The following is a 20,315-nucleotide window of genomic DNA, read 5'->3' on the forward strand; positions in this document are numbered from 1 at the left end:
GCGTCAGATGACAGCCAAAACCCCGACCGGCCTTGGTGGCGATGCCAAGCAACGCCTCATCCAGCAAGCCCTCGCACGCCGCCGCCATGTGGCTGCCGAGGGCGTGCAGGGCACTACCCTGGAGCAGGTGCAACAGGCTGCCCTGAAAGTGCCCGAGGCGCACTATCGTTTTGAGCAGCACCCGGGGTACCAGCAGCTGCGCGTGATTCAGCAGGGTGCGAAGCAATTGGGGGTGAGCAACCCGTTCTTCCGCCTGCACCAGGGTACGGCCGGTGCACAGACGCAGATTGGCGAGCGCGAGTACCTCAACTTTGCCAGTTACAACTACCTGGGCTACTCCGGCCACCCGAGCGTGGCCGAAGCGGCCAAGGCAGCGATCGACCGCTACGGCACCTCGGTATCGGCCAGCCGCCCGGTGTCTGGCGACCGCCCGCTGCACCGTGAGCTTGAGCGCGAGCTGGCCAGCCTTTACGGCGTGGACGATGCCGTTGTCATGGTGAGCGGCCACGCCACCAACGTCACCACCATCGGCTACCTGTTCGGGCCGCGTGACCTGGTGGTGCATGACGAGCTGATCCATAACAGCGTCGTGCAGGGGGTGCAGCTTTCAGGTGCTCGCCGTTTGAGTTTTGCACACAACGACTGGGAAGCGCTGGACCGTTTGCTGGCCGAGCAGCGTCAGCACTTCGAGCGCGTGCTGGTGGTGGTGGAAGGCATCTACAGCATGGATGGCGACTACCCGGACCTGCCCCGTTTCGTCGAAATCAGGAACAAGCACAAGGTGTTCCTGATGGTGGACGAAGCGCATTCGCTGGGTGTGATGGGTGCCACGGGCAAAGGCATTCGTGAGCACTTTGGCCTGGCGGGCGATGATGTGGACATCTGGATGGGGACGCTGAGCAAGACCCTGGCCAGCTGCGGTGGGTACATCGCCGGCAGTACGGCATTGATCGAGCACCTGAAGTTTCTGGCGCCGGGCTTCTTGTACAGCGTTGGCATGCCCCCGGCGGTTACGGCCTCGGCGTTGGCCGCGTTGAAGTTGCTGGCGCACGACAGCGCTCGGGTGGCCCAGGTGCAGGCGCGGGGTGAACTGTTCTTGCGTCTGGCGCGTGAAGCGGGACTGGATACGGCGACCAGTACAGGGTTGGCGGTGATACCGGTGATTACCGGCAGTTCGTTCAAGGCCGGGCGCTTGTCCAGTGCCCTGTTCGAACGCGGCATCAACGCTCAGCCGATTTTGTACCCGGCGGTGCCCGAGCACTCGGCGCGGGTGCGGTTTTTTGTGTCTTGCGAGCATTCGGAAGAGCAGATTCGGCATACCGTGGCGGTGGTGGCGCAGGAGATGGCACGGCTGGGGTGAGCACGAGGCTTACAGCCAGATGGCATCCCAGTGCGGGTAGTCGCCGACAGTGGGTGCCAGGCCGGTCCTGACCGGGTTGGCAATGATGTATCGCGCGGCATTGAGCAGATCATCATCCTTGCGCATTGCGCGATCACAGTAGCCCGCCTGCCAGATAGGCGTGGATATTACCCCAGCCTTGTGCAAGGCAAGGCTGGACCTGGATTTGAAGCGACGCATCAAGGTGGCCAGGGTTACCTGTTTCAGTTCTATCATCCAATGCACATGGTCGGGCATGACGACATAGGCCAGAGTGACGCAGCTGTTTTCCTGATCGGCTTGTCGCAGGTGCGTGATCACCAGTCTGGCAAGGGCGAAGTTGTGGAGCAGTGGGCGACGCTGGTGAGTGACGGTTGTCAGCATGTATACCCTGCCGGGGTGTGAAACCCTGTGGCGGCGTAGGTGGTGGGCATGGGCGAAGTGCATGTTCTCATCCTTGACGTCACGATAGCCTGAGCCAGCGTAGTCACTTTCATGGCGCCCGCTGCGATTCAACCGTTTCAATATGTACATCCCCGATCAATGTAGGAGCGGGTTTACCCGCGAATGCGGTGGCAGCCGCAACGAAGAATGACCAGGGATAATTGGCCGGCGGGTCCGGCCTCTTCGCGGGTGAACCCGCTCCTACAACGGGCGGTGTCGAGCCCAGGATGTGTGTGCACCAGAACCACCGATGTATGTGCCCCACCGATCAATGTAGGAGCGGGTTTACCCGCGAATGCGGTGGTGGCTGCGGCGGTGAATGGACAGGGATAATTGGCCGGCAGGCCCGGCCCCTTCGCGGGTGAACCCGCTCCTACAACGGGCGGTGTCGAGTCCAGGATATGTGTGCACCAGAACCACCGATGTATGTGCCCCACCGATCAATGTAGGAGCGGGTTTACCCGCGAATGCGGTGGTGGCTGCGGCGGTGAATGGCCAGGGATATTGGCCAGCAGGCCCGGCCTCTTCGCGGGTGAACCCGCTCCTACAACGGGCGGTGTCGAGTCCAGGATATGTGTGCACCAGAACCACCGATGCGTCTGCATCCCCGATCAATGTAGGAGCGGGTTTACCCGCGAATGCGGTGGCACCCGCAACGAAGAATGACCAGGGATAATTGGCCGGCAGGCCTAGCCTCTTCGCGGGTGAGCCCGCTCCTGCAAAGAGCAGGCAAACCGTGGTTCAGATATACGGCGCCTCATACGCATTCAACTGCTCCACAAACCGCCAATGGCTCTTCTTGTCAAACCCCATCAGCCGCTTCAACCGTATATCCCAACGCATGTGATGATCCGCAATCCATGGCAGCGCAAACAGGTGGGCCCCTCGCCATGGAATAAACGGGTTGCGCCGCAGGCTGGCGTATATCTCGACGCGGTGGCTGGCCTGGTGGCTTGCGCAGCGGGCATGAAAGCCTGAGGTATCTGCCACCACCAGGGTATTGGCCGGCACAGCAAAACGCCGGGGCGCGGGCAGGCCAAGGGCGGCCAGCTCGGGCTCGTCAATGCGGAACGACCCTTCACGGTGCATCTGCTCGGTAGAGCGCGCCGCACCCAGGCTTTGGCGATATTCCCAGGCCAGGCGCTCCGGGGTCAGGCGATGCGACCCTGGCACGTAACTGAACGGCCCTTGGTCATCCGCCACGTCATCCAGAAACAACCACGCCTTGGCCGTGGGGTGGAATGTATCGGCATGCAAACGGGTCTGCGGGTCTTGGTCGGCATTGGCTGCGTCAATGACGATCGACTGCAACTGGTAGGTAATGCCGCCCGTATTGGACGACGCATACGCAATCAGGTCGCGCACCCCTCGGTCGGCCACGAACGCGGCACTGGCCGGGTTGCTCGCCAATACGTCACGATCAAGGCTGACCCGGCGTGTGACCGCGCGGCCTTGGCGCATTTCCCAGCCCGTGCTGCGCAACGCCCCCAACTCTGCACGCAAGGCTGCAAATTGCTCGGCCGGCAGGGCGTTTTCACGGATGAAAAAACCATTCGCTTCGAAATGCTCGCGCTCGCCGGCATCCAACCGCGATGCCAGGGCCTGGCGGCGATAGCCGGCCATGGCCATCGCCAACTGCCGACGCTGCACATGCAGGCCCAGAGCGTTGAGCCGGGCGCTGCCCAGCACCGGGTTGTTCTCGAACGACTTGGCGTGGGTAGCCAGTTGCATGCAATGCCAGGGGAGTGCGGCGTAACGGCCGATGTCCTTGATCGTAACAGGCATGTTCTAGTCCTTTGATGGGGCCAGGGGCCGGCCGCAGCCAAGCATGGTCCGGGTATAGTTGAGCAACGGCGCCACTCGCCAGTGCGCCGACAAGCGCGCCGGGCTGGGCGCACTGAGGCAGGCGAGGGCGTGCCAGGCATCGCAGGGCAAGTCGTGCTGGGCGTCGGCATAGCACGCATAGCGCAGCAAGGCGCCGGCTACCAACTGGTCCAGGGTAAGGCGCCGGGTACGGCGTGGTAACGGCTGGTGGTCCTGGGTCAGGCCCCAGCCGGCATAGAACGGTGTGCCATAGGTTACCACCGGCACACCGCGCAGCAATGCCTCGAAACCGGCGGTAGAGCTCAAGGTGTGCAGTGCATCGACCTGGCCATAAAGGCCAGCGATGTCCACCCCGGCCAGCACCTGGTCGGCCAGGCCGGTCAGCAGGGCAGGGGCAACCGCACCACGCCGCTTGCCTGCCTCTACATCCGGGTGCGGCTTGTACAGCACCCAGGCATCTGGCAACCGCGCACGTACCTGTTGCAGCAGGCGCAGGTTGCAGCCCAGGCCACCGCCGCTGCACAGCGCCGAGGCGTCGTCCTCGACCTGGCCCACCACCAGCACCCGTGCCTGGCCCGGCTGCCCCAACAGGACAGGCCGGGCGCTGCTGCGCAGGTTGAACTTGCTGGCGCCAGTGGCCACGATCTGCGCCCGCAGGCGCGCCGCTTCGGCAAGGCAGGTGGCATCGAAGTCACCGTGTTGCAGCAGGTGCTCCAGGTCGCTGGGTGACTGCGCGTCGTAATGAATGCCTGTATGGTCCAGCACCAGCGACAGCGCCGGGCTGTTGCTGGCACCCAGGCCCGTAGAGCGCAAAAAGCCATCTTCGACCCGCCACAGCGGCACACCGGCCTGGCGTGCCCGTTCGGCCAAGCCCGCAGGCTCACGTGCGGCCCACACCAGCAAGCGGCCCTGCTCGGCCGCCACCTGGTGCACAAGTTGCGGCCCGTCCACGGTGAAGCGCAGCTGCCCCCAACGGCTGGCAAAAAAACGCTTAATGTTGTGCTGCTTGTGCCGCTTCACCCCCAGCACGGTGGTGAGGCCGGCGAACCTGGCGTCACGGGCCTTGTTGCTGGCCAGCTGGCGGGCCACGGTCAAGGCGTCGGTCAACTGGCCGGTCAATGGGTCGACATAGCGGCAGTAGCGCACATAGGCCGCAGCCACCAGTTGCTCCAGGCTAGGGCGGGCCTGGCGCCGCGGGATGGCCATGCGGTCATCGGTCAGCCCCCAACCGGCATAGAACGGCAGCCCGAAACAGGTGACCGGCACCCCCTGGATCAACGCCTCCAGCCCAGCCTGGCTGGTGCCCACATACACCCGCCGTGCACGCCGGGCCAGTGACGCCCAGGCCACTGGACGCGCCTCCAGCGTTACACCACGGGCCCGTGCTGCGGCCAGCAGGCAGCTGGGTTTTTGCCCGCCCAGGCAGTCAGGGTGAATGCGCACGCGCACGTCGGCGTCGGGGTTTTCGGCCAGGGCATCGTCCAGCATCCGCACATAGTCAGCCTCGCACAGCCCACCACCCGGGATCGAATAGTCCCCCGCAGTCTGGTCAACCACCAGCACCAAGGGCCGCTCGCGGCCGAGCGGGTCGTCGGCGGGCAGGTCCCGGGCGTTGTTGTACTTGCCAATGCCACTGCTGCGCATCAGCGCAATCAGCTCGCGGGCGCAGGCCAGTTCGTGTTCGCTAAGGGCTTCGGGCTGCTGCAGGATGTTTTCCAGCAGCGATGGCCGGTCGGCCAGGTAGTGAATGCCGATCGGGTCAACCACCATCGACATCGGTGTATCGCCCTCGATGCCCAGTGACGACGAACGCAAGAAGCCGTCCTCCAGCGCGATATAGGGCAGCCCCCAGCGCTGGCACAGCACCCGGGCATGCGCCGAGGACTGCTTGTAGCCGATACCGGCAATGGCCTTGAGCCCCTTGGGCGCCTTGCGGCCCCGGCGCCATAGCCAGAAGGGCGGCCCCTCGGGGCCCAGGAACTCGGGCAGGTGAAGCACCTTCCAGGCTACCCATTGCGACATGATGCCGACCCAGCCGACACCGTCTACCAGCGTCTGCGGGGGCACGAAGGCCTGGGCTGACGCCTGAGCGCTGCTGGAATTACAGGTGTTCGCAGGGCAAGCCTGCTCCCGCCGCATCACACCGCCCGCCACATGTTGCGCACCGGCGGAAACGGCACCCAGCGCTTGCGGCGCGGGGTGAAGCCGTTGTGCAAGTACAGGCGTTGGGCGCGGGGGTTGTCCAGTGGCACTTCCAGTTCTACCCGGGTAAAGCCCTGGGCGGCAGCATGCGCACAACACGCCTGCACCAACGCCGAACCCACGCCCTGCTGGCGCACAGCCTTGCTGACCCGCAGGCCATACAGCAAGAACGGGTAGCGCCATTCACGCAGCTCGCTAAGACAGAACCCGGCAAAGCGCACCACGCCACTGAGCAGGCCGAATTCACGAACGAATGGCCGCCAGTGCAAGGCAAACGGCCCGCGCCGGCCATGCTTGAACGCGGCAAAGCCCAGCGCCTGCTCGCCCTCGAAAGCCAGCAGAACACGGTCCCAGTGAATAGCCGCACCCAGCAGGCGATAGCGGCAGGCGGTATTGCCGATCAGAAACGCCAGCGACCCGCGCCCCTCGGCCAGCAAGCGGGCCAGGGCAGGGTCTGCGGCGCGTTCCGGTGCCAGGTCAGATCCCAAAACGATATGCACCACGCTGTCAGGCTACCCCGGCGCTGGCCGCAGGCGTGTGCTGGCTGGTTGCCGGTGCCTGGGCATGGGCCAGCAACGCGCTGGACAACTGTTGCACCGGCATGGGCCTGGCCCTGCAGCCAGGCTGACGGCGGTTGGACCATACCAAGTAGTCGGTATCGCCAGCGGGTGCACCGATGGCCTGGTACACCTCGGGCAAGATCGGCACATGGTCACCGAAGAAGCACAGCAGCGCCTCGTTCGGCTGGGCCAGCAAGGTGTCGCGCAGCATACCCAGCATGCGGTCGGCATTGCTGATGTGGCGCAGGTAGGGCGCCAGGTCTTTCATGCCCGGTTGCAGCGGGCGGTTGAACCAGGCAGGCAACTCGTGATCGGCCACGCTTTCCAGGTGCAGCGGGCCGTGGTTTTCCATGGTGACCGCATGGATGAACAGCGGCTGGCTACGGCCAGGCGCCTGCAGCAGCTCACGGATTTTTTCGGCCACCGCACAGTCGCCAATGAACGGCCCAGCCTTTTGCGAAGCATTGAATGCGCGTACATCGATGAATTCATCAAAGCCCAGCGCCGGCAGCACCTTGTTACGCCCGTAAAAGCCCCCGTCGTACGGGTGAATACAGATAGTGCGGTACCCCTGCGCCTTCAACTGCGCCGCGATGCTTGGCAGTCCCTGGCGCGCCAGCACGCGGTACGGGTTGAAGCGGTGCACCCCAAGCCGATCGGCCGGGATACCGGTAAGGTAGGCAAACTCGGTGCGCACCGTGTTCGCCCCCCACGCCGCGACTTGCAGCTTGCCGCGGGCCAATGCCTGGCTCGCCAGCAGGTCGTACTGGTCAAGCACTTGCGGCCGCACGCCGGGCCACAGGTCGCGCACATCGAAGAACGATTCACTCTGCACCGACACCAGGTCTGGCAGTGGGCCTGCTGGTGTCTGCATACCTGCGGCCACCGCTACCCCTGTGGGAGCGGGCTTGCCCCGCGAAGAGGCCGGCACAGGCCCACCACCAAACGGCGACCCCAACCCGCCCCGGTCAACCGGCGCCCGCGCCGCCCAGAAGTACCGCCACAAACTGGCCGCCAGCCCCCAACCGCGCACATCACGCTCGGCATCGAAACTCGGCTGCACCCGGCGATGGCCCAGGCGTAGCAGCCCCAGCCCCACACCCAGCGGCAACAGCGCCTCCAGCCGCGCCCCCGGCACTTCAAAGCTCAGCCCCGCCCACAGGTAGGCCAGGAAGGCCACCGCCAGCAACGCCGCCTTGCCAAAGCCGAAGAACGGCAAGTACAAGCGCGGGAATTTCACTGCATCGCTGAAATACTCGAAATCTGCACACACAAACGGTTCGCGCAGCGAGTGATACTTGGCGTTGCTCACCAGTACGATCAGCAGCCACAGCAGCAACACATTCACGCCACTGAACAATGGCCGCGCCGTCAGTGCATACAACAGCCCAAACGCCACACACCACAGCCCCGCATGCAGCACCCAGCAATCGGCCGGGCGGCGCAGGGCAGGGCGGGGAATCAGCAGGCGCTCGACCGCCACGGTCAGCGCCAGGCCGACCAAGGCAACCGGTAACATCGATACGTCAATCACTGTACTTCAGCCCACGCAGGATCATCGAAGAAAGCCACTGCGGGATAAGCCCCAGCAGCCAGGTGCCCAGGTTGAGCGGGAACGGAAAACTGATACGCGCCTGGTTTGCCGCCAGCCCGCGCTTGATACGCTTGGCTGCTTTTTCGGCAGTCCACAAGAAAGGTTTAGGCCCAGGCATTTCGAAGCACATTTTCGACTCTACATACCCCGGCACGATCACATTCACCTTCACCCCTTCTGGCGCCAGCCAGTCGCGGATGGCCTCACCATACACGCGGATGGCCGCCTTGCTGGCGCTGTAGGTGGGTGTGACCGGCAAGCCGCGCCAGCCCGCCAGCGAGCTGAACAGGGCGATTTGCCCGTTGCCACGGCTGCGCATGGCCGGCAGGGCGGCTTCTACGGTGGCCAGGGCGGCCATTACGTTCACCTCAAGCAGTGCGCGGCTGTCGTCCCAGTCTTCCGGCTCGCCATTGGCGCCCACGGCAGTGTTCAGCCCGGCGCCTACCAGCACCAGGTCGGGCTGATGGGCGTCGCTCACCCGTCGCACCATCGCCCGCAGGGCGTCCAGGTCACGCACGTCGAGGGCTTCCAGCAGCACCTGGGCACCCAGGGCGCGGCATTGCTCGGCCATTTCGGCCAGGCGATCGTGGCGCCGGCCTTGCAGAATCAGCGTCACGCCCGGGGCGGCGTAGGCCGGCGCCAAGGCGCCGCCGATACCGCCTGTGGCGCCAGTGATGAGGATGCAGCGAGGTGAAGCGTGCGAGCTCATAGGTATTTTTCGATTCTTGAGGTTTTCGCCATCAACACTTCCAGGCAATTGGCCACGGCCATGTCCATGCCGCAGGCGGTGTAGAAGCCGCCGTTGACCTGGGTGGTGTGGATGACCGTGTTGCGAAAACGATGGAAGAGCTTGATGTCTGGCATGTCCGGGGTGTGCCAAAAGTCAGCCAGGCTGCCTTGGTGGGTGAGGCCGGGCATAGCGTAGAGAGGATCGGCCAGCGTAATGGTGGGGCGGCCGTGCAGCAGCGCCGAAGCCCCGGCAGTGCTGTTGACGGTGATCATGCCATTGATGTGCGAGAGCAGTGTTGGCATGTGCCCGCTTTCCATGAACTCGACCCGGTCGGCTACATCGTACTCACGGGCCAACGCCTCGGTGACGTGCCGGTAGTTCACCAGGCCGGGTGTCAGCGGGTGGTTCTTGACCAGCAGACGGGCATTGAACGGGGCGTTCAGCGAGAACGAGTCGATTACATGCTCGATGACCTGGGTCATGTTGTCGAACGGCGAGTGATCGCGGATCTGGGCGTCGCTGTCCAGCTGCAGTGGCAGCAGGTAGGTGGGCTGGCGCTCACGGGCGACGTCGGCGACAAGGGCGTCGTCGCGGCGGCGGGCGCGTAGCAGGCGCAGGCCTTGGCGGATGAAGCCTGCGTATTCCACTGCTGCATTGAAGGGCGCATGGGTGCGGTATTTCGGGTAGAACAGCGCATTGAGGGCGCCGCCTGCGTGGTACATCACGTCATGGGCCGCGCGCGCGGTGAAGGACAGTTTGAACGGATTGCCGTTTTGGTAGCGCGGGATGTACTTGCCCACTTCGCGGTACCAATCAGGGTCCCGTGGCAAGCGGGAGTTGTTGTTGACTCCGTCGCGCTCCAAGGTGATCCAGTAGGGGCGGAAGTAGCCTTCTTCGAACACATGCACGCGAATGCCTTGCAGGCGGGCGAGTGATATCGCGGTGCGGTGCACCGGGCGGCAGTCGCCGAACAGGACAAGGTCTGTGATATCCAGCCGACGGAATGTATCGGCATACCAGTCATCCAGGCCTTCGGTGCTACTCGAACAAGCCATGTTAGGGCCATCAGCCCCGTATAGCTCATCACCGACGTTGAAGCGCACGCTGTGCACAGACTGGCCTATGTCGCGCAAGCCTTTTGCAAGGCGAGCGAAAAAGGGCGAGCTTACGCCTTGTAGAAACAGGAAGTTGCAAGTGGGTACGCGCAGCAGTGGACCACGCGTCGCCCTTGCATTCAGTTGGTCGGGCGCTTCATGCCCAACAAACTGCTCAAGCGTCGTTTCAAGTCCTGCCATCGGGAGGGAGCTCCTGGCTGCGGTGGTAGCGCGTGCCAATTCTGTAGTTCGTATAAGGTCTGTTCAGCTGTTGTGAAGCGGTTGGTAATGCGGCTTACGTAGGTGGGGTAAAGCAGTAGAGCTCCAGCCACCAGTTGATCCAGGGTCAGCGCACGGTTACGCCGCGCTTGCACCTGCGGTTGGAGGTCCATGTCATGGGTAAGCCCCCAGCCGGCATAGAACGGCTGACCGTAGGTGGTCACCGGTACGCCGCGCAAAAGCGCTTCGAAGCCTGACTGAGACGTCAGAACATGTACTTCATCAACCACGTCCAGCAATTGGTCGAGCGGGGTATCACCGATCACCTCGTCGCACCAGTGCACGGTCTGTGTTTCGTCATCGCCACGTGCTCGAGTGCCTGCAAGTACCTCTGGGTGAGGCTTGTACAAGATCCAGGCATGCAGGTTCTGTTCCCGAACTGCGCGTAGTAGCTCCAGGTTGCTGCGGATTCGATTGCCGCCGAAGCGAATAGAAGCGTCCCCTTCGACCTGGCCGGTGACCAAAATAACTTTTTTGGCCTGCGTGGGCCGTGCCCAGCTTGCTCCAGGTAGGTTGTATTTGGTTAGGCCTGCAGCGCAGATATTCAGGCGCAGTTCCTTGGCACGTTCCAGTATGGAAGAGTCGAAATCGCTGTTGGCCAGAATATGCTCAAGGCGTGATGGGCGTGTGGCGTCGTAATAGATGCCAAGGTCATCTACAACCCAGGACAAGGGGCGTGCTTTACCGGCACCCAACCCTACGGAGCGAAGGAAGCCATCTTCAACCCTGCTGATAGCATGTGGGTGGGTGTTGAGCACTTGATCGTGCTTGCATCCCCACGACACGACAGGCAGGTTGCGGGTAAGCGGTTGCTCGGGTTTGACGAAGCGGATTTTAGATCCGTTGAAGAAGATTTCGGCCAAGGGCTCTTTCCAGCGGCTGAAACCCAGCATTTGCACGGTGTTTGGAAGAATGCTGCGATGACGTCTTTGTAAGCCAATCCAGTTGATAAGTACTTCTGGGGTACAAGGCTTACCGCGTTCCGGGCAGACGTATCGGGGATACTCCACAAGGCTGGCATGGACCAATTGCGTGAGTGGCACAGGGTGACGGCGTGAGGGCGGGGGCAAACGATCATCCGTCAACCCCCATCCCGCGTAGAACGGCATTCCCCAGGTATGAACTGGTACGTTCCAGAGCAGTGCATCGAACCCCAGTTGCGAAGTCATTACGAAGACTGCCTGCATGCGCGGTAGCAAATCGGCAGGGTGGATATTTTGCGCAAGTATCAATATCCGAGGGTTGCTAGCGAGTGCTGCCAGGTCAAAATGCCCTGTCTTACGCCCGGCAACGACGTCCGGGTGCACTTTAAGTGCGATGGTGCTGTGGGGGTATCGCGCAAGCGCGGCATCGAGCATTGCACGAAAGTCTTCGGCGCTTGCACCTTGGAGAGACGCGTCAGCAAAGGTCTGGTCTGCAACTAACACGCAGCTCTGCGGCAAGTCGGGACGCTCGATACGGGCATCGTTGTACTTTGACACCCGCTGCTGCTGCCACAACGTGCGAAGCGCATTGGCCCGTTCGCTTTGCACTGCGTCGAGGGGGGTAGCGATCAGTTTTTCAAGGCGAGATGGCTGACTGGCATCGTAGTACACGCCTACGTCATCAACGATGAGTGAAAGTGGCGGTTCATCGGCCCCCAACCCTACGGAGCGAATGAAGCCATCTTCAAGCGTAAGTACAGGTTTGCCGGCTCTTTTTGCTTCAGCCATTGCCTTGATGGCACTTGGCTTGCGGCCCCAAGCCATCAGCCAGTCAGCATCGTCTACATCGCGCACAACGCCGTTTTTCAGAGCGTAATCGGGCAGCAATGCAGGCAACGTGCTGATGCGCTGGGCACCTTTAGACAGGACCAGCAGGCAAGGTAGAGGTGAGACGTCATCCATAAACGTGGAGCGGCATCCATTAACAAACGAAGGACGACAAGGACCAAGGGGCCTTGGGGATCCAGTGGAAAAAGAGAGAGGCGAATCTTAATACAAATTCACATTTGTAGGTTCGTAGAATCACAAAATCGTAAAAAGAAATTAGACAATCCGCGCAAATGCTGATGGATGACATCAAATTGACATCCGTTCGACGCTAAGCGTTGCCTGGTACGTGAACAGGGCAAATGGCCCTGGCGGCAGGAAGGGACTGCTACGTGCCTTCTACTGCCTACCTATCGCTTAGCAGGCCTAGCAGGTAATCGTACTTTTCCCGCAAGAGGTCCATCTTGTCTCTGCTTCGATATTCCTCGATGGTTTCGGGGCGCAGGCAATGGAACAGGGCGGTCAGCAGAAACAAGTAATTCAGGTTGTCCAGTGCTTGCTGGGCTGGGAAGCGTTCAGGTAACGCTGCGGTGTAGGTCTCTGTGAATTCCTTCTGGGCAGCCAGGAAAACATTCATGTCCTTGCGCCTGAACAAGCTGCCCAGGTATGCGCCGCCATCGAAACCGACGCGGCCGAGCTTCATTTCGCTCCAGTCGATCAGGTGCAGCTTGCCTCTGACTACAAATAGATTTTTGCGAAGGTAATCCATATGGCTGACGCAGCGAGGGGTGTCTCGAGCCTTCTTCGCCAGTTGTCGAATGACGGGCACGAAGGCCTTGAAGCGCTCTGCCAAGCCCGCGAAGCGAGCGTCCTCCTGGCCAAGTTTGGCTAGTTCTGGAAGGTAGCGGGCAAAATTGAAGCGTGGCCGCAAGGTGTACCATGGTCGGAAAAAGTCCATGGTCCAGTGTAGTGGCGTCAGGTATGGCGGTTGCGCTTTCAGGTAGTCATGGCTTAGCCCCTCAAGTTCAACGATACCCAAGGCCAGTTGCTTGGCTATCGCCTGCATGCGAGGTGGCTTGCCTTTCACGAATGCTGTGAAGATCAAGCTTTCCCATGGTGTTTCAAATACGCCTAGGCAGGCTGGGTGACGGAAGTGGTTGCTACCTGTCAGCATTCCTTCGGCACGATGAAACCGTGCCTCCTGGCTTCCCACGAACGCCACTTTACGGATTGATTTTTCTACGATCTCAACTGGTTTGTCTGTGCTTGGGTCGATCACACGATGATGGCGCACGTAGTTGACGAAGGAGGCATTGGACTCCAAATCGTGAGTTGTGATGTCCAACTGCTTTCCAGTCCAGTGCGGCATCAGTGTCTGTAGATGATGCTCCAAGGGGGCACGATGCCAACGGTAGAAGGTTTTTCTCGTGGCAGGTGGCTGTGATGAGGGTTTGATGACATCCATGTAGGAGGGGACGAGCGTCCATCTGTGGCTGTGGAAGCGCGGTATGCTGCGTCATGCAACGCTGACATTCAACGAAAAATGCATCAAAGCGTTGATTTGCAAGCTCAGAAGAGCCGCAGAATGGTTAAAGGCGGGAAGGTGCCGTAGGGTGTTGGGCGTCTACTACCTCCTGCCTCAGCGAGTTTCAGGGGGCGAGTTCGTTCCAGCACCCATCAGTCAGATTCTCAACGTTCAAACGTGCATCGGCCTTTGCTTCCCGTTACAAAAACCTTACCATTCGGTGCTTCGCACTTTTCTGCTGTCGTCAGGGACGAAAATGAATCATCTAAGCATCGCCAAAGAAGCCCTTATTGCCCAGGCGCAAGCCGTTACTCAATTGGCTGATCGCCTTGACGGCGAATTCCAGAGCGCAGTCGAGCTGGTCCTCGGTTGCCAAGGGCGTACAGTCGTGTGCGGCATGGGTAAGTCTGGTTTGATTGGCCAAAAGATGGTCGCTACCTTTGCCTCGACTGGCACGCCAAGTTTTTTCCTGCACCCAGCTGAAGCCTTCCATGGCGATTTGGGCATGCTCAAGCCGATAGATGTGCTGATTCTCATCAGCTATAGCGGTGAGACCGAAGAGCTGATCAAGCTGATCCCTAGCCTAAAGTCGTTCGGTAACAAAATTATTGCCATGACTGGTAATGGCAAATCTACCTTGGCCAAGCATGCTGATATCTGGCTCGACATTTCGGTAGAGCGTGAGGTATGCCCCAACAACCTGGCGCCGACCACGTCCACGTTGGCTACCATGGCAATGGGTGATGCATTGGCAGTTGCCTTGATTGAAGCTATTCAGTTCAAGCCGATGGACTTCGCACGCTACCACCCCGGTGGCAGCCTGGGCCGCAAGCTGCTGACGCGTGTCTGTGATGTTATGCATTCGCCAGCTCCAGTCGTATCTCCTGCTACCAGCTTCCATGATTGCCTGCTTGTCATGACTCGTAGTCGCCTTGGTTTAACTGTTGTGATGGACGGCGACAAGCTGGTTGGTATTGTCACTGACGGTGATCTTCGTCGCGCACTGTTGGAAGATGAAGCCGTAATCAATGCAAATGTTGCTAGTTTCATGACGGCTAAGCCTCACACTATCTTGGAAGAGGCGCAGTTGTCGGAGGCGGAAGCTTACATGCATGATAATAAGATTCGAGCGCTGGCGGTAACAGATACCAATGGTGCTGTAGTTGGGGTTGTGGAGATTTTTGATTAGCAAGCTCTGTTGATATTTTAAGCTAAATGGAAAGGGGGGGGTCCCCTTTCCTGTCACCGTTGCGCTCAGGGCGTTTTTGTTGCTTTTGCGCGAAGTTTTACTCCTGCCATTACTGTGTTCCAAAGCTCATCGCTACCTAACCAAAGTTCTCCGCTTGGAGAGTTGTCCCCGCGCACGATATAGGTGTTAGGTATATCCCAGTCCTCACTCATTAGAGGGAGGCCCGCCTCCTCTTTAATTATAAGTACATCAACCTTGGTGTTGGGGAATTTCTTCTTCAGAATTGGCATAAGCTTAACGAGACTTTCGCGCTCGGCATTTAAGCGTACCAGTAGCACATTCTCGGACTGCTCTATAGTTCGCATGAACCGCTCATAACGAGAACTAATTTTTTGCATCATCTTTGCAACTGCAGAGTCGACCCCGTCAGGGCAGTCCTCAATTGCGAGGTCATGAATCGTGCGAAAACCAGTTAGAGTGTCGGTGACATCCATGCAGTTTTTGAAGGTACCGTTGACTTGCAGGTTTTCTTTAAGAAACATGTGCTGAGTGCCACGGTTGATGATTTTTCCGATTTGAGGCAGTTTTTGAGAGGCAAACCAATCGAAAGGGCCGCTAGCAGACCGTAGGCCAAGCTTTTCGAGTCGGCCGGCGGGTTGGCACTTTCGCCCTATGCTTGAAACAAAGTCATATTCGCCTTGGGGGAGTCTCAGATTTTGCACAAACTGATCCTTAGTCTATGATGTCCGTTTATTATGGCTCTTCATCTTTCGAAGGTCTATACAGAATGTGCGAATTTTGGACGTGCTTATGAAAATTAGAATGTTGTGGTTTCTTTTCCTTGTGATACTCACAGTAGATGCTCATGCGGAATCTGGCTCTGGGAAAGCGCAGGAGATTTTCGATACGCCACCATACCGAATGCGCGCCTCCTTGTTCGAGAGCTTGGCTAACCATCGTGATGTCATAATGCTTGGGGACAGTATTACAGCACGTGGGGAGTGGTCGGAACTTACGGGATTAGCTTCGATAGCAAATCGAGGTATAGGGGGGGACAATACTTTAGGAGTTCTCCGGCGAATTAATCCATTGCTATCAATGAAGCCTAATAAGGTTTTTGTTATGGTGGGTATCAATGATTTGCTGAAAGCGAGAGAGGTTGAGGATATATTGGCTAACTACAAGGATGTGGTGCGGAGCTTAAACAGGTCGGGTGCGGTCGTCTATGTGCAGTCTACGCTTTATGTAAGTAGGCGGTCGAGGCTTAAGCTTAATGGTGGGGTGTCGGAAATAAACTCCGAAATGAAGCTTTTTTGTGGTGGTGGGCGGGAGTGCGTCTACATTGACCTGAATAGTGTATTGGCTTCAAAGGGGCGGCTTGAAAAGAGGTATACTGAAGATGGTGTGCACTTAAATGGGCCGGGATATAAAGCCTGGGCCGGCTATTTGCGTAACTATCTTGGAGATGGTGTGCATTAAGCGGGGGTTAGTGCTCAACGTCTTGTTGGTATTTTAGGTGGAGTAACCAGCCTAGGGCGGATGCTGATATGGTAAGTATGGCTAGGGAAAGTAATGTTAGAGCGCCATAGTAGAAGAGTTCCATAGTTTTCTCCTGCGCGGGGGCAAATTCCGTCGAGGTTAAAGCCCGCTTCTGACAATAATTACAGGAGAGACGTGACAAAATAATGTCGATGAGTCTTGCCTTCGCCGCCTAGCGCTAATGCGCTGAGGGAACTTTTGAATTTTTTCGATGTCCCTTGACAAGGAGTTAATATCTTGAAATTAGTGGGGTGCTCATGACAAAGTTAATAAGCGTGCGTTTATTCACTAGGAGAATATTGTTTTTTGTTCTTATCAGTTTATCGATGCGTGTTTATGCGTTTTCGTGCTTTGATGATAATGGTTATGAGCGCGCGGGGGGGAGTTTTTATGTGCCAAATCTGGCTGAAAAAATAACTTTACAGAGAATGAATGACTTTAGCTTGGGGGGTAGTGTTGACGGGCGTCTAGTGCAATCAATTGCTTTGGATCGAGTCGAATGCAACTGGGTGGCGGCGATTTCGTTATCAAAGACGCCGGAATCAGTGATGCTTGTAGAAGTTCCTCGCTTATCATCTCGTCGCGACTACAGGGTGTATCAGTCAGATACTCTATTCTCGCACCCACAGGATATATCTGCTAGTACTTGGGAGAGGGGGGCATTATTTTGGCTTCCAAGCCAGAATAGAAAGGGAGTTGTGGCCTTCACGTTAGGTGAAGGAAATATCAAAGAGGAGTTTGCTTTCGATTTTTTCAGAACTCCTATCAAGGGGCTGTCTACAGCTGTTGATGCGAAAGGTGAAAATTTAGTTGTTCAGGGTTACTTTCGTCAAGGAAAAAGCAAAGAGCGAAAGCAAATGGTCCGTGTGTACGCACTGCGCGATCTGTTGAATGGGGAGTCTGCTTTAAGGTCTAGAGATATAAAGCCAAGATATGAGTGGGCGCTTGATGAGTCTCAACAAGATAGTCGTCAATGGCGTCAAGGAATGGCGATTTATGGAAATAGCTTGTTTGTGCTAAGTGGTAATGCTAAACCCAGCCAGGAAAAACTTTTGGTCAGTTACGAGTTGAGTGGGCGTGTGCTTTCGGTAGATATTTTGCCGGATAGTATGGTTGGAAGTTTTAAGGCGCGGAAATCTAAGACGTTTGAGCCGGAGGGTTTGGAGATTGTGAGCTATAAGGGGGAGGTTGGTGTTGGCGTTGGGCTGGCTGGTGGTACTAAGTCAGCGAGAAGTTATGAGCTTTGGTTTGTGCCTCTAAAAAAAATTAGGCGAGAGTAAGTTGCCGATGCAAGAGGTATTTCAAGCATCGGCGGTCAAGTTACTTTTTCTTTATGGAGCTTTGAAGAGTGTTTAGTTGGTCTGAATAAGATTTTTTATTTGGTTTTATCTCAACTGCCTTGCTCATGAACGAAATTGCTTTTTCTTTTTCGTTGAGGGCGTTGTAGATGCATCCAATGTTGAAAAGAGTTGGGGCAGAATCGGGCTTGTCTTTAAGTTGTTCTAGGAATAGATGAAGAGCGGCTTTGTACTGCTTTTCCATTCTCAATGTGTGCGCCAGGTAAAACCTTCCAGAAATAAAGTATGGCGTCATAGCGGCGACAAAGCAGAAATGATGGCGCGCGTCGCGGTACTTCTTTAGTTTTAGTAAGGCGATACCGAGCGAGTAATGAGCGATTTCACTCATTGGATTTTGATCGACCAGTGGCTGTAAAATGCTCACTGCTTTGTCCCAGTTGCCCTCTAATCCTAAGCAGTGGGCTCGATAAAGGCCAATTACGAGGTTAGGGCTCTCTAGGGCTGTGCCCTGCTCATAGAGCTCTGGCAGCGATTGAGCATTGATGAATCGTTTTATAAAGCTTGCCAATCCCTGGGTTTTGTCAATGTATCGGCCTCCGCCATGATCCATTCCTCTCACAGATATAGTTTTTACGCCAGGCAAATTGCGGATTCTACTTGCGCCATAGAGATCGAGAATATCCATCTCTCCAACGATCAAAGTGAGATCTACACTAGACTCAGTGAGGAACGGGATCAGGTCTTGATGCACAAGAGTAGTGGAGGGGTGCATGCTTTTTTTACTACGGCTACCTACGATGCCGAGCAAGCTGTCGATCCCAAATGCGAGAACTTTTGCTTCTAGGTGTTTACCGAACAAAATTGCACCAAAACCTCCCATGCTGACGCCAATGGTATAAATTTCAGTGACTGACAGCTCTTCGGTTATTTGCTTTATTCGATTGATCGAGTCTTTAAGCGATTTTCCGAAGTCAGGAATCCCTTGTTGGTACCACTGATTTTTTCCATTATTCAATAAAAGGATGTTGGCTTCTGATTTCAAGTTCTGTGCAACATTCCAGAAGTCAAATCGTCCATTATTCTTATAGGTGCCGGAAAATAGTAGTACTAACTTGTTAGAGTGTGTGTTGCGGATCAGTAAATGGTTGTCGCCGGATATAGATGTTGTCGAAACCTCTGCTTCAGCTTTGCTTTCTGAGGAGTTTCCGTTGCTAGCAGGTTGGAGGCACGAATTGATTATATTCATATTTTTAGCGCTAACGAATGCTTGAGCTGGCCAGGATAATATTCTCGAACCACCATACCTGCACGAATCTGATGATGCAAGATGCTTACGTATTCTTGACCTGCCGGCTGCATCGCCAGGTGTCAGAAAATTGACTGTTCCTGATGATCGACTAGCGGTACGACGTTTTATTGCAATTTCATGACTGCGCTGCACAATGCTGCGTGCATGGGCCGCAGCTGATTGTGAAGTGCCTCGTTTAAAAATATTGATTGATTCTGAGGCGAAATTTAGATTGGTTTTTAACTATGGCTGTAGGTCGTCACCTCGTAATGATCTATGAGGGCTGTAACTGAGCGGAAAGTACAAAATACTTTCCGCTCAGTTTTATTACTGAGCCATCACAGCCATTATTTTAGAGTAGCCAGATGCAGTTCCTAGTACTGACTCATTGCCTTGGGCAAGTAAGATAGCATCAGCGAGTTCGCGAAACGCTCCTGTTCCTCCGGTAGAAACAAGTGTGTTGGTTGCAGCTGCTTTGACATAGCTCGGAGCATCAGCTACAGCAAAAGATAGGCCGCAGGCCGAAAACGCGGGAAGATCGATGCAGTCATCACCAATGCATGCTGTCTGTTGCATGGTAACTCCGGCCTCGGCCATAATTTGATTGCATGCTGTCTTTTTATCTTTAACGCCCAATTGGCATAGGGTTATGCCTAGGTCTGCGACGCGCTTGCGTAGAGCTGGTGAGTCGCGTCCTGATAAGACTGCAACCCTTACGCCATTTTCTTCAAGTAGACGCATGCCCATGCCATCGCGTACATGAAAACGCTTGAGGCATTCTCCGTTGCCATCGTAATAAATTCCACCGTCGGTCAGTACGCCATCTACATCAGTAATTACCAGGCGAATATCCGCTAGGGAAGGGCGAGATATGCATGGCTGCCCACTAATTATGGCTCGTACCTTATCCAGGCACTCTTGAGTGTCAACGCCTGGGCCAGTAGGTTCGACTGTGTAGGCACGAATGCAGTAGCCGGCTGTAAGTAGTCGCAATTGCTCTAGCTTTTCCGCGTGCTCTATTATTGGCTGCGTCAGCGTGGAGTAATCAGTTAATACTTTCCGGCGGTAGGCATATACACCCACATGTTTCAGGTAGGAAACTTTCTCGCTGTCACGCGGATAAGGAATGAGTGAGCGGCTGAAGTAAAGCGCGTTGCCGTTTTCTGAAAGGACAACTTTTACCGTATTAGGGTCTTTGGCTTCTGATAAGTCAATAGAATGGCAAAGTGTTCCTACACTGACACTATCATCTTCCAGCATTCCTGCTGCTAGTTTTTCGATGTCTGTAGGGCGTACCAGCGGTTCGTCACCTTGAAGATTTATGTAGATGTCTGCTTCAACATGCTTCATTACTTCGGTAAGCCGATCCGTACCGGACAGGTGTTCATGAGATGTCATGACACATCTGCCACCGAATGCGTGCACAGCTGAAACTACCCTGTCATCGTCGGTGGCTACGATGACTTCGTGGACATTTGCTACTTGTAATGCGCGCTCGTAGACGTGCTGCACCATCGGTTTGCCGGCGATGTCTGCTAATGGCTTGCCCGGTAGCCGGGTTGAACCATAGCGCGCGGGAATAATAATGGCGACCCGTTGCTCGCAGCTTGCCATGATAAA

The 20,315-nt window shown here is 57.0% G+C and carries 16 protein-coding genes; 4 read left to right on the top strand and 12 right to left on the bottom strand.

The features are described 5' to 3' along the window. Positions 1-7: 7 nt before the first annotated feature. Positions 8-1,360 (top strand): aminotransferase class I/II-fold pyridoxal phosphate-dependent enzyme, encoded by a 1,353-nt coding sequence (locus tag QQ992_RS07035; RefSeq protein WP_286112750.1) that lies wholly within the window; start codon positions 8-10, stop codon positions 1,358-1,360. 9 nt (positions 1,361-1,369) lie between these two features. On the opposite strand, the gene QQ992_RS07040 is transcribed toward QQ992_RS07035, so the two are convergent. The 9 genes from QQ992_RS07040 to QQ992_RS07080 all read right to left on the bottom strand — a co-directional run bounded on the left by QQ992_RS07040 (position 1,370) and on the right by QQ992_RS07080 (position 13,321). Next, on the bottom strand, positions 1,370-1,825 hold the full coding sequence (locus tag QQ992_RS07040) for an REP-associated tyrosine transposase (protein WP_286112752.1): 456 nt from the start codon (positions 1,823-1,825) through the stop codon (positions 1,370-1,372). 738 nt (positions 1,826-2,563) lie between these two features. Beyond that, the gene (locus QQ992_RS07045) at positions 2,564-3,607 is read right to left on the bottom strand and encodes a phytanoyl-CoA dioxygenase family protein (protein ID WP_286112753.1); all 1,044 of its coding nucleotides are present in this window, start codon (positions 3,605-3,607) and stop codon (positions 2,564-2,566) included. 3 nt (positions 3,608-3,610) lie between these two features. Beyond that, a complete protein-coding gene (locus QQ992_RS07050) occupies positions 3,611-5,668 on the bottom strand; it encodes a capsule polysaccharide biogenesis protein (protein WP_350157629.1) in 2,058 nt (685 codons plus the stop codon). A gap of 116 nt (positions 5,669-5,784) precedes the next feature. Then, entirely contained in the window at positions 5,785-6,351 is a 567-nt protein-coding gene (locus tag QQ992_RS07055; RefSeq protein WP_350157212.1) for a GNAT family N-acetyltransferase, read from the bottom strand. A 4-nt stretch (positions 6,352-6,355) separates the two neighbouring features. Further along, a complete protein-coding gene (locus tag QQ992_RS07060) occupies positions 6,356-7,927 on the bottom strand; it encodes an LTA synthase family protein (RefSeq protein ID WP_286112756.1) in 1,572 nt (523 codons plus the stop codon). A gap of 7 nt (positions 7,928-7,934) precedes the next feature. Next, positions 7,935-8,711: an SDR family NAD(P)-dependent oxidoreductase gene (locus QQ992_RS07065; RefSeq protein ID WP_286112757.1), complete on the bottom strand. Its 777-nt coding sequence runs from the start codon at positions 8,709-8,711 to the stop codon at positions 7,935-7,937. Continuing rightward, the gene (locus QQ992_RS07070) at positions 8,708-10,027 is read right to left on the bottom strand and encodes a capsule polysaccharide biogenesis protein (protein ID WP_350157214.1); all 1,320 of its coding nucleotides are present in this window, start codon (positions 10,025-10,027) and stop codon (positions 8,708-8,710) included. The genes QQ992_RS07065 and QQ992_RS07070 overlap by 4 nt, the downstream gene beginning before the upstream one ends. After that, positions 9,967-11,991, bottom strand: a complete 2,025-nt coding sequence (locus tag QQ992_RS07075; RefSeq protein ID WP_286112759.1) for a capsule polysaccharide biogenesis protein — start codon at positions 11,989-11,991, stop codon at positions 9,967-9,969. Before QQ992_RS07075 ends, QQ992_RS07070 begins: the two co-directional genes overlap by 61 nt. A 271-nt stretch (positions 11,992-12,262) precedes the next feature. Next, on the bottom strand, positions 12,263-13,321 hold the full coding sequence (locus tag QQ992_RS07080; RefSeq protein WP_286112760.1) for a phosphotransferase: 1,059 nt from the start codon (positions 13,319-13,321) through the stop codon (positions 12,263-12,265). Between the two features lie 316 nt (positions 13,322-13,637). Here QQ992_RS07080 and QQ992_RS07085 point away from each other — a divergent pair, with 316 nt between their 5' ends. Further along, a complete protein-coding gene (locus QQ992_RS07085) occupies positions 13,638-14,570 on the top strand; it encodes a KpsF/GutQ family sugar-phosphate isomerase (protein ID WP_286113907.1) in 933 nt (310 codons plus the stop codon). Positions 14,571-14,635: 65 nt separating this feature from the next. Here QQ992_RS07085 and QQ992_RS07090 read toward each other — a convergent pair whose 3' ends face one another. After that, a complete protein-coding gene (locus tag QQ992_RS07090) occupies positions 14,636-15,292 on the bottom strand; it encodes a DUF1796 family putative cysteine peptidase (protein ID WP_286112761.1) in 657 nt (218 codons plus the stop codon). 88 nt (positions 15,293-15,380) lie between these two features. On the opposite strand from QQ992_RS07090, the gene QQ992_RS07095 reads away from it, so the two are divergent. Together QQ992_RS07095 and QQ992_RS07100 are read left to right on the top strand one after the other, a co-directional pair. Next, the gene (locus QQ992_RS07095) at positions 15,381-16,049 is read left to right on the top strand and encodes a GDSL-type esterase/lipase family protein (protein ID WP_286112763.1); all 669 of its coding nucleotides are present in this window, start codon (positions 15,381-15,383) and stop codon (positions 16,047-16,049) included. A 335-nt stretch (positions 16,050-16,384) separates the two neighbouring features. Then, on the top strand, positions 16,385-17,389 hold the full coding sequence (locus QQ992_RS07100; protein WP_286112764.1) for a phage baseplate protein: 1,005 nt from the start codon (positions 16,385-16,387) through the stop codon (positions 17,387-17,389). Between the two features lie 40 nt (positions 17,390-17,429). Here the strand turns inward: QQ992_RS07100 and QQ992_RS07105 are convergent, their stop codons facing one another. Further along, entirely contained in the window at positions 17,430-18,653 is a 1,224-nt protein-coding gene (locus QQ992_RS07105; protein ID WP_286112765.1) for a tetratricopeptide repeat protein, read from the bottom strand. A 369-nt stretch (positions 18,654-19,022) separates the two neighbouring features. Continuing rightward, complete coding sequence (kdsB, locus tag QQ992_RS07110; protein WP_286112766.1) at positions 19,023-20,309, bottom strand: 3-deoxy-manno-octulosonate cytidylyltransferase; 1,287 nt, start codon at positions 20,307-20,309, stop codon at positions 19,023-19,025. Positions 20,310-20,315 lie beyond the last annotated feature (6 nt).

It is taken from the genome of Pseudomonas kurunegalensis (assembly GCF_030291635.1).
Classification (GTDB): domain Bacteria; phylum Pseudomonadota; class Gammaproteobacteria; order Pseudomonadales; family Pseudomonadaceae; genus Aquipseudomonas; species Aquipseudomonas monteilii.